The 12834-nt window shown below is 62.1% G+C and carries 12 protein-coding genes; 8 read left to right on the plus strand and 4 right to left on the minus strand.

Annotation, left to right across the window (positions count from 1 at the left end; all coding sequences use genetic code 11):
* Positions 1-53: 53 nt before the first annotated feature.
* From msbA to DCO47_RS00120, 7 genes are all read left to right on the plus strand, one after another.
* On the plus strand, positions 54-1880 hold the full coding sequence (gene msbA / locus DCO47_RS00090) for a lipid A export permease/ATP-binding protein MsbA (protein ID WP_042607765.1): 1827 nt from the start codon (positions 54-56) through the stop codon (positions 1878-1880).
* Positions 1874-2770 (plus strand): GNAT family N-acetyltransferase, encoded by an 897-nt coding sequence (locus DCO47_RS00095; RefSeq protein WP_042607766.1) that lies wholly within the window; start codon positions 1874-1876, stop codon positions 2768-2770. Before msbA ends, DCO47_RS00095 begins: the two co-directional genes overlap by 7 nt.
* 4 nt (positions 2771-2774) lie before the next feature.
* Positions 2775-4175 carry a PIG-L deacetylase family protein gene (locus tag DCO47_RS00100; RefSeq protein ID WP_116657170.1) on the plus strand — a complete coding sequence of 467 codons (1401 nt, stop codon included), beginning with the start codon at positions 2775-2777 and terminating at the stop codon, positions 4173-4175.
* A 64-nt stretch (positions 4176-4239) separates the two neighbouring features.
* On the plus strand, positions 4240-5661 hold the full coding sequence (gene hldE, locus DCO47_RS00105; RefSeq protein ID WP_042607768.1) for a bifunctional D-glycero-beta-D-manno-heptose-7-phosphate kinase/D-glycero-beta-D-manno-heptose 1-phosphate adenylyltransferase HldE: 1422 nt from the start codon (positions 4240-4242) through the stop codon (positions 5659-5661).
* A 130-nt stretch (positions 5662-5791) separates the two neighbouring features.
* A complete protein-coding gene (locus DCO47_RS00110) occupies positions 5792-6766 on the plus strand; it encodes a glycosyltransferase (RefSeq protein WP_064363163.1) in 975 nt (324 codons plus the stop codon).
* Positions 6767-7453 carry a hypothetical protein gene (locus DCO47_RS00115; protein WP_116657171.1) on the plus strand — a complete coding sequence of 229 codons (687 nt, stop codon included), beginning with the start codon at positions 6767-6769 and terminating at the stop codon, positions 7451-7453.
* 57 nt (positions 7454-7510) lie between these two features.
* Positions 7511-8311 carry a hypothetical protein gene (locus DCO47_RS00120; RefSeq protein WP_116657172.1) on the plus strand — a complete coding sequence of 267 codons (801 nt, stop codon included), beginning with the start codon at positions 7511-7513 and terminating at the stop codon, positions 8309-8311.
* Here the strand turns inward: DCO47_RS00120 and DCO47_RS00125 are convergent.
* The 4 genes from DCO47_RS00125 to DCO47_RS00145 form a co-directional block, all read right to left on the minus strand.
* Entirely contained in the window at positions 8308-9273 is a 966-nt protein-coding gene (locus DCO47_RS00125) for a hypothetical protein (protein ID WP_042607772.1), read from the minus strand. The two genes, DCO47_RS00120 and DCO47_RS00125, sit on opposite strands and share 4 nt — an antisense overlap.
* A 31-nt stretch (positions 9274-9304) precedes the next feature.
* Positions 9305-10117, minus strand: a complete 813-nt coding sequence (locus tag DCO47_RS00130) for an aldo/keto reductase (protein WP_042607773.1) — start codon at positions 10115-10117, stop codon at positions 9305-9307.
* Positions 10114-11289, minus strand: coding sequence for an FAD-binding oxidoreductase (locus tag DCO47_RS00135; RefSeq protein ID WP_116657173.1), 1176 nt, complete (start codon positions 11287-11289; stop codon positions 10114-10116). The genes DCO47_RS00130 and DCO47_RS00135 overlap by 4 nt, the downstream gene beginning before the upstream one ends.
* A gap of 199 nt (positions 11290-11488) precedes the next feature.
* Positions 11489-11821, minus strand: a complete 333-nt coding sequence (locus DCO47_RS00145) for a multidrug efflux SMR transporter (protein ID WP_042607775.1) — start codon at positions 11819-11821, stop codon at positions 11489-11491.
* A gap of 108 nt (positions 11822-11929) precedes the next feature.
* Between DCO47_RS00145 and DCO47_RS00150 the strand changes: the two genes are divergently transcribed.
* Positions 11930-12826, plus strand: a complete 897-nt coding sequence (locus tag DCO47_RS00150; RefSeq protein ID WP_042607776.1) for a LysR family transcriptional regulator — start codon at positions 11930-11932, stop codon at positions 12824-12826.
* Positions 12827-12834: the final 8 nt, after the last annotated feature.

Raw genomic sequence — 12834 nt, forward strand, 5'->3', positions numbered from 1 at the left:
GCGCAAAAGGGCCTGTGATATCATCGCCGCCTCACTGATTTACGCGGATTCCCATGAGCAGTCCTGAACCGAAAGCCCAGTCAACGCTGGCGATCTATTTCCGCCTTTTGGCTTACGTGCGTCCCTACGCCGGCCTGTTCATCCTGAGTATCGTCGGCTTCCTGATCTTCGCCTCGACCCAACCGATGCTTGCATACATCCTCAAGTATTTCGTCGATGGCCTGGCCAATCCAGAGGCCAGTCTGTTCCCGGGCAACCCCTATCTCGGCAAGTTGCAGCTGCTCGAAAGCGTGCCGTTGTTGATCGTGCTGATTGCCGTGTGGCAAGGCGTCGGTTCGTATCTGGGCAACTACTTTCTGGCGCGGGTCTCCCTGGGCCTGGTGCATGACCTGCGGGTTGTGCTGTTCAACAAGCTGCTGGATCTGCCCAACAGCTATTTTGACAAGAACAATTCCGGTCATCTGATTTCCCGCATCACGTTCAACGTGACCATGGTCACCGGCGCCGCCACGGATGCGATCAAGGTGGTGATCCGCGAAGGCATGACGGTGATCTTCCTGTTCTGCACCCTGTTGTGGATGAACTGGAAACTCACCTTGGTCATGGTCGCGATCCTGCCGGTCATCGGCCTGATGGTGAACAGCACCAGCAAGAAATTCCGCAAGCAGAGCAAGAAGATTCAGGTGTCGATGGGCAATGTCACGCACGTGGCGTCCGAGACCATTCACGGGTACCGCGTGGTCCGCAGTTTTGGCGGCGAAACCTATGAGAAGACCCGCTTTCGCGACGCCAGCCAGAGCAATACCGATAAACAACTGACAATGACCAAGACCGGCGCGGTGTATACGCCGATGCTGCAATTGGTGACGTACAGCGCCATGGCCGTGGTGATGTTTCTGGTGCTGTACCTTCGGGGTGATGCGTCGCCTGGTGATCTGGTGGCCTACATCACCATGGCCGGCCTGCTGCCCAAGCCGATTCGCCAGCTCTCCGAAGTCAGCTCGACGATCCAGAAGGGCGTGGCTGGCGCCGAGAGTATTTTCGAACAGCTGGACGAACCGGCGGAAGTCGATCACGGCACGGTCGAGCGCGACCGTCTGCAAGGTCGCCTCGAAGTGCGCAACCTCAGCTTCAGTTATCCGAACAGCGAGAAAAAAGTCCTCGATGACATCAGTTTCGTCGTCGAGCCCGGGCAAATGGTGGCGCTGGTCGGTCGCTCCGGCAGCGGCAAGTCCACCCTGGCCGGCCTGATTCCGCGCTTCTATCAGCATGAGCAGGAGCACGGGCAGATTCTGCTGGATGACGTGCAGGTGCAGGACCTGACCCTGCGCAGCCTGCGTCGGCAGATTGCCCTCGTGACCCAGCAGGTCACGCTGTTCAACGACACGGTGACCAATAACATCGCTTACGGCGATCTGGCGGGAGCACCGTTCGACGAGGTCAAGCGCGCGGCCACTGAAGCCTACGCCGATGAGTTCATCATCAAGATGCCGCAGGGCTACGAGACGCTGGTCGGCGAGAATGGCGTGCTGCTGTCCGGCGGCCAGCGTCAGCGCATCGCCATTGCACGGGCATTGCTCAAGGATGCGCCGCTGCTGATTCTCGATGAGGCCACGTCGGCCCTCGATACCGAGTCCGAACGGCATATCCAGGCGGCGCTGGATCATGTGGTGCAGAACCGCACGACGCTGGTGATCGCTCACCGCTTGAGCACCATCGAGAAGGCCGATCTGATTCTGGTCATGGACGAAGGCAAGATCGTCGAGCGCGGCACTCATACCCAGCTCCTGGCGCAGAATGGCTATTACGCCCGCTTGCACGCCAAGGAATTCGAAGAAGGCGACGAGCTGCAACCGACCCATGTGACTGACCTATGCTGACGGCGTTTCGCGCCTGGCGTGAGCGCGGCTGGAGCGAGATCGATCAGGCCGCTTATGCCCAAGCATGGCAGCGCTTCGGTGGCAGTTTTGCGACTCATCCCGAGGTGGTGGAGCGGCTGTCGACGTTTGTCGGCATCAAGCTGCACTACCTCGGCTGGATCGTCGATGGTGACGTCGTCGCGGCTGTTGCTTGCTGGGGCCGGCACGCCGCGCTGTCCAAGGAAGTCCTCAAGCGCGAGGGCAAGCGCGGGCTGCTCGACATGGGCAATGCCGAACTGATTCTGCCGATTGCCGCAGACGTCGTCGTCCCGGTGCGCCAGCGCATGGCGTACGTTTCGCAACTCAACGCCGAGCAGATCAGCACCCTGCGCGCGCAACCGGAAGGGCTGGCACTGGCGCGGTTGCCCGAGGATTACTCGAAGAAGTTTCGCTACAACCAGCGACGCGAGCAGCGCCTGCTGGAAGAGGCAGGCGGGTCGCTTGTGCCGATGTCCGACTTGACGCCACAGGAGCAGGCTGCCGCCTATGGCGATCTGTTTCAGCGTCGCTGGGGCTTTGAAGTGCCCGGCAAGGCCGGGCTGGTCGAAGTGTTCACCCTGCTGCGCGAGTTCATGACCGGGTCAGTGGTCATGCTTGAATCGGCACCGGTGGCGATCCAGATTCTCTACCGGGTCGAAGCGCCGCAGTGGGTGTCGCTGGAGTACGTCAATGGCGGCGTCGATCCGCAAAGTCGCGAGTTCAGCCCTGGCAGCGTATTGAGTTTCGTCAACACCCAGCAGGCCTGGGCGGATGCTCAGGCACTGGGCAAGACGCTGCGCTATTCGTTCGGCCGTGCTGACCGAGAATACAAGGATCGCTGGTGTCACACGGTGCCCGTCTACAAGGTCTGAATCCATGACTGCTCGCAAGCAACAGCTCCTCAAGGCCCATCGCCGCAGCAAGCGCCTGTTCCTGATTGCGTTCTTGATCGTGCTGTTGGCGGCCGGCTTCCTGCTGGGCTGGTGGCTGCTGCCGTTATTGCTGGTGTTGGCCTGGGTGGCGCATGAGGCGTGGTTTGCCGACCATCTGTTCTATCGCGCCGCTGACGACTATCAATATCACTTTCCCAAGGATGCTGCGCAGCAGGCCGTGAAGCTGGATGCCGGTGTCCTGCGTCTGAGCGAGTCGCTGGCGCCGGGAGAAACGCTGGTGCTTGAACTCGAGGTCAAGGCGACCTGGCTCGGGCGCTGGCTGGATCCTTATGTCGAACTGGGGAACGATCGCCAGGATTTCGAGCGGGGCGTCAGCGGCCGGCGCTTTCTCAATCTGTCCGGGCAGGCCGTAGCGCTGGGTGAAAATACCCTGACGTTGCGCGGTCGCCATTGCACCCTGAGCGCTGCCGGTACGTTATGGGTCATGAGCAATCCCGATTACGCGCAGCAACGGGTGATGGTCATCGCGCCTCACGCCGATGATGCCGAGCTGGCTGCGTTCGGCCTCTACAGGCGCTGCGAAGAAGCAAGCATCGTCACGCTGACCCAGGGCGAAATCGAGGCCGAAGACTTCCAGCGCCTGGGTCTGGACAAGGCTCAGGCAGCTCGGCTGAAGGGCAGGCTACGCAGTTGGGACAGCCTGAGCATTCCGATGTGGGGCGGGGTGCCGGCCAGTCGATGCGTACAGCTGGGCTATTACTGCCTGCAATTGCCAGCCATGGCCGAAGAGCCGGACACTTCATTCGGCTCGCGCGAATCCGGCGAAAACGATGTGCGCACTGTCCGCCAGCACAATCCGCTCACACTGCCGGGCGATGTCGATGGTGCGCCGACCTGGAACAATCTGGTCGGCGATATGCAGCGATTGCTGGAGCACTTTCGCCCCGAGGTCGTCGTCACTCCGCATCCCGAACTGGACCCGCACAGCGATCACGTCGCCTCCACCCGTGCCCTGCTGGAAGCCATCGCAACCAGTGCGTGGAAGCCGTCGACCCTGCTGATGTACGCCAACCATCTGCATGACAATGATCGTTGGCCAATGGGCCCGGCCGGTGGCGGTATCGCCCTGCCGCCGGCGATCGAGCCGTTGCCGGCTGATCGCTTGTGGAGCCCGGTGCTGTCGGCGGATATGCAACTGGACAAGGCCATGGCGCTGGCCATGGAGCATGACCTGCAGGGCGCGCTCGGATTCAAGCGGCAGTTGCGTCGCGTCATTCAACAGATGCTTGCCGGACGCCGCTGGCCGGTCACAGGCAGTAACGAGTTTTTCCGCAAGGCCGTGCGGCGTCACGAACTGTTCTGGGTGCGTGACCTTTCAGATTGAGGCGGACGGCGCTTTACCCTGTGGTAATATCGCGCCCCTGTTCATTTTGTATGTGGGTTGCTCCATGAAGTTGTCCATGCCGCGTTTCGATCAAGCCCCTGTCTTGGTAGTCGGCGATGTCATGCTCGACCGTTACTGGCATGGCGGAACCTCACGGATTTCCCCTGAGGCGCCGGTGCCGGTGGTCAAGGTCGAGCAGATCGAAGACCGTCCGGGCGGTGCCGCGAACGTTGCCTTGAACATTGCCGCGCTGGGTGCACCGGCGTCGCTGGTCGGTGTGACTGGCGATGACGAGGCCGCCGACAGCCTGAGCAACAGTCTCAAGGGCGCCGGCGTCCGCGCCCTGTTCCAGCGCATCGCGCACCAGCCGACCATCGTCAAGCTGCGGGTGATGAGCCGGCACCAGCAATTGCTGCGTATCGACTTCGAAGAGCCCTTCGCCACCGACGCCCTGGCCCTCGGTTCGCAGGTCGATGACCTGCTTGAAGGCATCAAGGTGCTGGTCCTCTCCGACTACGGCAAAGGCGCGCTGAAAAACCATCAGGCGCTGATCCAGGCCGCGCGGGCGAAAAACATTCCGGTGCTGGCCGATCCGAAGGGCAAGGACTTTTCCATCTATCGTGGCGCGAGCCTGATCACGCCGAACCTCAGCGAATTCGAAGCCATCGTTGGCGGTTGTGTCGACGAGCACGAGCTCGTCAGCAAGGGTGCGACGCTGATGCACGAGCTTGAACTCGGTGCGCTGCTGGTCACCCGTGGCGAGCATGGCATGACCTTGTTGCGCCCGGACCAGGCGGCATTGCACTTGCCGGCGCGTGCGCGGGAAGTGTTCGACGTGACCGGTGCGGGCGACACGGTCATCTCGACCCTCGCCGCCGCGATCGCTGCCGGCGAAGACCTGCCCCATGCCGTGGCGCTGGCCAACCTGGCGGCGGGTATCGTGGTCGGCAAGCTCGGTACGGCCGCCATCAGCGCCCCGGAACTGCGTCGCGCCATTCAGCGTGAAGAGGGTTCGGAACGCGGTGTGCTCGGTCTTGAGCAATTGGTGCTGGCCGTCGCCGACGCCCGTGCCCATAACGAAAGAATCGTTTTCACCAATGGCTGCTTCGACATTCTCCACGCCGGGCATGTGACCTATCTGGAACAGGCACGGGCCCAGGGCGACCGTCTGATCGTTGCGGTCAACGATGATGCTTCAGTCAGTCGCCTGAAAGGGCCGGGCCGCCCGATCAACAGCGTCGACCGACGCATGGCCGTTCTGGCGGGCCTTGGGGCGGTCGACTGGGTCATCAGCTTCCCCGAAGGCACCCCGGAAAATCTGCTGCGCGAGGTCAGACCCGATGTGCTGGTCAAGGGTGGCGATTACGGCATCGACCAGGTGGTCGGCGCGGATATCGTCACCGCGTATGGTGGCACCGTGAAAGTGTTGGGACTGGTGGAAAACAGTTCGACGACGGCGATTGTCGAAAAAATCCGCAGTCGCTGATCAGATGAATCTTTACCGTTGTGTACTGCGTGTGAACGGATTTTGCCTTGGGGATCTCACCGTTTCCGTTGATGTTGGCAGGTTTGAATCCGCTGCGCTTGCCTGCCTACATTACGTGGTCGATTAATTTATGAAAGTCATGCTCCTGGTGATGGACGAACAGCGGGTCATTCTCGACCGGCTCTACGACATCGTGCAGCAGAACTGTGATGAATGTTTCATCTATCGTCTGAGCAAACAGCAGCAGATGAACCTGGGTGCGTTTCTGGCTTCAGTCGACTACCAGACCTTTGACCGCGTGGTGATTTTCTCCCGGGTCAAGCGACTGGCTCCGCAACTGCGGGTGCTCAAGTGCATTCCCGGGCTGGTCTTTCTTGAACACGACGCCTATCAGAACTACATGCCCGCCAGTAAGTACCGTGGCGTCTACTCGCGTTTGTACAGCCGCTTGCCGAGCTGCCGGGCCTTGGTGTCCGGCGCTGTTGTCGCGCGCAAGATGCTCGCCGAAGGCATCGATACGCTGTTCGTCTCCAAGGGCTACGACGAGCAGATGCTGCACAACACCGGGGTCGAACGAGATATCCCGATCGGCTTCCTCGGCAGCCTGAAAAGCACCGAGTACGCCGAGCGCAAGGCCATGCTTGAATCCCTCTCGCGGCGCACCGGCATGCTCGTGACCCGCACCCAATCAGGCGCCGAATACCTCGAAACGCTCAATCGCATCAAGATCTTCGTCAGCGCCGATATCGGCATGAACGAATTCATGATCAAGAACTTCGAGGCCATGGCGTGCGGCTGTGTGCTGCTGGCCTGGAGTCAGGGCGAAGAAGACCGCTTGCTCGGTTTCGAAGACATGCACAACACGGTGTTCTACCGCAGCGAAGACGAGGCGGTGGCAAAAATCAAAATGCTGCAGGACGACCCCGAACTGGCACAACGCATTGCCAGCAACGGCCAGGCGTTCGCCGAAAGTCGCTATTCGTTTGCGCGGGTCGGCCAGGCACTCGCCGAAGCCATCCAGCGTGAGATGCGCCCATGGCAGCCGCCGTCGGCGTTCACCCGGTTCTGGGTCAAATTGCGCTACGGCATGAAGGTGCCAGCCTGAATGACGGACGAATACATGGCGCTGGATGCGCTGCCCGGTGGCGACCAGTCGGTTTTGCAGGCCTTGCCCGATGCACTGCGTGAATGCCTGAGTCGCGCCGCCCGAGTAGTGCTGATCGCCAATAATCCCGCCATTACCGCAGCCGACTTCGAGGCGCTGAACATCGGCGCCGATGATGTCGTCGTCAGTTTCAACCACTGCATCAAGGCGTCGCTGCTCAACGAGCAGAGCGTCAATCTCTTCGTGCACGGCTACAACGCGCCCGATGCCTATTTCTTCGGCTTGCCCGGCAATGCGGACGTACAGCGACTGTTCGACCGCGCGGCTCAGCGTTGCTTCACCATGCTGGTGGGGTGCGCGGCGCCGATGTGTCCACTGCCGCGCGTGGCGATGTATTGGGATCGCATCCCGTTGCCACCGCTGTGGAATTACCCGATCGACCGCCCGGGGGGTAAACACTACGTCGGGCCGTCCACGGGCTTCAACACGCTGGTGCTGTTCGACTGGCTGCGCGGGCATGTCGGTTACACCTATCAGTTGATGACCCTGGGCTTCTCCAACGAGGCGGGGAAGCTGTGGGGCGGCCATGCCTGGGACTACGAGCGGGACTGGTTGCAGAAGTCCGATGTGATTGTCGTGCCGCTGCAACCCCGGCGCTGGTGGCAAAAACTGTTCAAGCGCAAATAAGCGGCGCCGCCGTCACGTGCCTGCCGGGCCGAACCATTTCTTCATAGGTGCAATCGAGTGTTGAAAATTGCCGTGGCATTTTTCGGGATTCCGAGGAATTCCCAGATTTGCTTCCCCTCCATCGAACAGAACGTATTGGCACAGTTGCCTGCGGGCAGCGACGTCCAGTGCTTTTATCACTTGTATAAAATCGATGAAGTGCAGAATTCGCGCTCCGGCGAGAAGGGCGAGCTGGCGGCTGACAACTATCGGCCCTTCGAGTCCATGCGCGGCGCGCTTACCTCGACCGACGGTGTGCTGGAGCGTTGGAGTTTCGAGCAGGTCAAGGCACTGGGCGATACCTGGGCCGATGACTATGCATCGCTGCGCAACCTGATTTACCAGCTCAACTCGTTGCACACCGTCACCACCGAGATCGAGTCCTTCGATCCGGACTTTGTCGTGTTCGTGCGGCCGGACAATTTCTTCCACACCGCGCTGCCAGGCTACGTGTTCAACCACGTCGAGGCGCGGCGGCACAACGTCTATATCCCCGACTGGCAATGGTGGGGCGGTCTGAATGACCGTTTCGCCGTATGCGGGCGCGATACCTATGTCGCCTACGGCAAACGCATCGAGCGCGTCTTCGATTTCTGCCAGGCGACCGGCCGCAAGCTGCACTCCGAGCGCTTGCTCAAATACGCGCTACTGGAGGCAGGCGCCAAGGTCTGCACACTGCCGATTCAGGCCTCCCGGGTGCGCATCACCGGGGCATTTGCCGAAGAGTCGTTCTCACCCAAGCGTGGCATGGGCAAGCGCGAAAACCGTTACTTTCACTTCTTCGCGACGTTGCGCACCTGGTGGGATCGCCGCCGCTAGCGGCTTGCGCGTTTCCTGCCCAGCCCGACCAGACGCAGTGCCTTGATGCTCAACTGCTTGAGGCCGGTGCGGGGTGCCTTGGCCGGTTGCAGGCCCTGCTGCACCAACCAGTCCTTCCAGCGAATGCGCTCGTCGTGCACGACCCAGCCCTGTTGCGTCGCGAAGCTCTCGGCCAGATGAATGCCGCGGGTGCTGGCCGGTATCAGCTTGTCGCGTTTGAGGGTGAACAGCTCCGCAGTTGGCGCGCCGTCCTTGAGGGGCATCAGATACAGGTCTGGCCGCTTGCGGTCGAGCCGCGCGACCAATTGATCGCCCTCGAGGCGTTCATCGACATGAAACAGACTCAGGGACTTGGCTTCCTTGGGCACTTCCAGGCGCAAGTCGTAGATCAATTGCAGCGACGCCGTCGGTAGATGCACGTAGGCCCGTGGTCGCTCCAGCAATTGCAGGTTGGCGCAGCGCACCGGACGCGCCGAACCGGACAGCGGCGTCAGGCGAAACGGCAATGCCTCGCGATAATGCAGCGCAGCGGAGTAGGGCGCTGGCAGCCAGGTGTCGTTGAAACGCCCGCCGAGCCAGCCTTCCGGGGTTTCCAGCAGGCATTCTTCGGCAATTTCCTGAATCGCCGTGTGCAGCGGGATGTTCAATTCGTGGGCCGGCACGTAACCGGAAATCAGCTTCAGCACCACGTCGCCGCGATCCTGCCGACGTTGGCGCACCAGCACCCAGTAATCGCGGTTCTGCCAATGCAGGGTCAGGCGCACGGATACGCCGAGATTGGCCAGCTCCAGGGCAAAGCGCTCGCTGTCGGCAACGCTGACCGGTTTGCGCCGTTGCAGGGTCTGGGCGAAATTCAGCGGCATGCCGACGCTCTGATAGCTCAGGCCCTCGGGCGTGGCTTCGACGAACAGCGGCAGCGTCTTGAAGTTGCTCGGGTTCTTGCGGATGAGCGTGCGCGGCATATCGGCTCCTGCTTAAGGCCGCGGGGCGGCGTCAGTGACCACGCAGGACCTGGGCAACGGTCGCGGCGTTGTGGGCGAGGTGCAGCGGATTGATCGTGCCGACAATAGCACTGGCGACGCCCGGCTGAGCGAACAGCAACTCGAAGCTGGCGCGCACCGGATCGACTCCCGGACTCAGACAGACATGACCGCTGGCCAGGGCTTTTTTCACCAGAATGGCTTTGCCGTGGGCAGCAGCATAGTCAATGACTGCCTTTTCGTTTTGTTCGTTCAGATTGTAGGTGACCATCGCGCAGTCGCCTTGCTCCAGCGCCTTCAACCCGCCTTCGACGGTTTTGCCGGAAAAACCGAAGCCGCGAATCTTGCCCTCGGCCTTCAGCGCCGCGAGGGTGGCGTATACCTCTTCGTGCTCGAGGATGGCCATGTCGTTGCCGTCGGAGTGCACCAGGACCAGATCGATAAAATCCGTTTCCAGACGTTGCAGGCTGCGCTCGACCGACATCCGCGTGTGCGCAGCGCTGAAGTCATGACGTGACATGCCATCGGCAAACTCTTCGCCGACCTTGCTGACGATCACCCAGTCCTGACGCTGACCACGCAGCAGCGGGCCGAGGCGTTCTTCGCTGCGACCATAGGCCGGCGCGGTGTCGATCAGGTTGATGCCCAGGTCGCGCGCCTGGCGCAGCAGCATGCGCGCCTCGTCGTCGCCGGGAATCTGGAAACCGTTGGGGTATTTCACGCCCTGGTCGCGGCCGAGTTTGACCGTGCCCAGGCCCAGCGGCGAAACCGTCAGGCCGGTGCTGCCCAGCGGGCGATGGAGTTCGTGCAAAGTGGCGATGGTCATGGCAGCAGTTGCTCCCAGGCGGGCACGCCGAGCGGCGGTTTCGGCAACGGCGGCAACGGCTCGGTCGCTTGCGGCTGGATGCCGTCGTGTTGCAGCGAAGCGATGACCCGGTCGGCGAAGTCCGGCGCCAGTGCCAGTTTGGTCGGCCAACCGACGAGCAGACGACCTTCCTCGGCGAGGAACGCGTTGTCCGGGCGGGTCAGACCGGTCTGCAGCGGCTCGGCACGGTCAACCCGCAGGGTCGCCCACCGCGTGGTGCTGAGGTCGATCCACGGCAGCAATTGGGCGATTTCCTTTTGCGCGGTGGCGATCTGCTCGGCCGGCTCTCGCGCCACGCCTTCGCTTTCGGCGATATCGCCGCCCATGTACCAGACCCATTGGCCGTCAGCCGCCGGGTGCGTGGTCACGGTGATGCGCGGTTTGCTGCCGCCGCCCAGGCAGTGGGCGTACAGCGGTTTCAGGCCGGGGCCCTTGGCGAGGATCATGTGCAGCGGCCGGCGTTGCATGGCCGGCCGGCTCAGGCCCAGGGCTTCAAGCAATTGGGCCGTGCCGGCGCCAGCGCTGAGGACAATGCGCTGGGCGCGGATTTCGCGGCCATCGACTTTCAGGCCGACCAGTACGCCCGCCTCCAGCAGCGGCTCGATGACCTGACCGGCGAGCAGACCGTCACCGGCGAGATCAGCCAGGCGCTGGATCAGGCTCGGTACATCGACCACCAATTCGGCGAGACGGTAGACCTTGCCCTTGAAACGCTTGTCTTGCAGGGCCGGCGGCAGGTCGTCGCCCTTGACCTGATCGACCCGGCCACGCACGGCTTTGCTGGCGAAGAAACTGGTGAGGTTGCCGGCGAGGGTGCCTGGCGACCACAGGTAATGCGCTTCGGACAACAGGCGCACGCCGGACAGATCCAGCTCGCCAGTCCCGGCCAGCGCTTCACGCCAGCGGCGCGGCATGTCGGCGATCGCTTCCGAGGCGCCGGTCAGTGCACCGTGCAGCGCGTACTTGGCACCGCCGTGGATGATGCCCTGGGACTTCACGCTCTGCCCGCCACCGAGGCTGGCGCTTTCCACCAGCACGGTCGAAAAACCCTGGCGGCGCAGGCGCGCATTCAGCCAGAGGCCGGCGACACCAGCGCCGACAATCAGAACGTCGGTGGAAATAACGGATGGCATGCAGCGACCTCAGTGTTCAAGACGAGGGCGCAGTATACAGACTCGGGAAAAGGACGGATTTGTCGATGATCAACTGGCTGAGCGCGAAACCTGTAGGAGTGAGCCTGCTCGCGATGGCGGTGTAGCAGACGACATGAATGTTGAATGACAGACCGCTATCGCGAGCAGGCTCACTCCTACAGGGGAGATGTGTTTGTCGTTAATGCCCGGCGGTCTTGGAAAACAGCTGGATCACGACGACGCCGAGCACAATCAGCGCCATCCCCAGCATCGCCGGTACGTCGAGCTTCTGCCCGTAGATGAACAGCGCCGCGACGCTGACCATGACGATGCCCATTCCCGCCCAGACGGCGTAGGCAACGCCCACCGGTACAGTGCGCACCACCAGCGTCAGCATCCAGAATGCGATCCCGTAACCGACGATGATCAGAATCAGCGGCAGTGGCGTGCTGAAGCCTTTGACCGCTTTCATCGAAACGGTGGCGATCACTTCGGCGCAGATGGCGATGGCCAGATAGACGTAGGCGTTCATGATTTCAATCCCTCAGATAAATCGTTGCTTGCTGAGGCGACATTCTAGGGGTTGCCCAGATGGGGTAAAGTCATTACCTATCTCCTCTGAAGATGGGTTGAAACAGGCATGCAATGGAATCTCGAGCAGTTGCGGGTATTTGTCGACGTCGCCGAGCAGCGTTCGTTTTCCGCCGTGGCGCGGCGGCAGCGCAAGGCGCAATCAGCAATCAGCAGCGCCGTTGCGATGCTCGAAGAGGATTTAGGCGTGAGCCTGTTCGAGCGCAGCAGTGGCCGCCAGCCGATTCTCACCGAGGCCGGCGAGGCGTTGCTGGAAGAAGCGCGGGAAGTGTTGCGCCAGTGCGAGCGCCTCAATGGCCGCGCCATGGCCATGCTGCGCGGCCAGGAGGCGCAGCTGCGTGTGGCCCAGGACGAGGCGATGCCGTATCAGGCGCTGGTAGAAAGTTTCGGCGAGCTGGCCGAGCAGTTTCCCAGCCTGGAAGTGCAGTTGACCAGCGCCGCCCAAGGCGAAGTTGCGCGCAAACTGGTCGAGCGTCGCGCCGACCTCGGCCTGCTGTTCTATCACGATGAAATCCCCGAAGCCCTTGAGCGCCGCGTGCTGGGTCGTGTCGAGATGGTCACGGTGTGCGGCATCAATCACCCGCTGGCTCAGCAGTCTTACGTGACCTGTCAGCAACTGGCGCAACACCGACAACTGCTGATGTCGACGCAGACCAGCGTCTATCCCGGCAACGAGCCGGCCAGCCCACAGGTGTGGCGTGCCGACAGCTTCTACGTGATGTCCGAATGGCTGGTCCGCGATCTCGGCTGGGCCTGGCTGCCGCGCCACGTTGTGCAGTATTCGGCGTATCAAGGCCAGATGATTGAACTCGACAGCGAATGGACGCCGCCGGCGCTGGTGGTGGAGCTGGTCTGGCGTCGCGACGAACCGCTCGGCCCGGCCGCGCGTTGGCTGGCGGAACGTTTTGCCGTGCACTTGCGGGCGATCGGTGACAAAAGCCGATAAACTCCGCC

Source organism: Pseudomonas sp. NDM (assembly GCF_003105095.1).
Taxonomy (GTDB): domain Bacteria; phylum Pseudomonadota; class Gammaproteobacteria; order Pseudomonadales; family Pseudomonadaceae; genus Aquipseudomonas; species Aquipseudomonas moraviensis_A.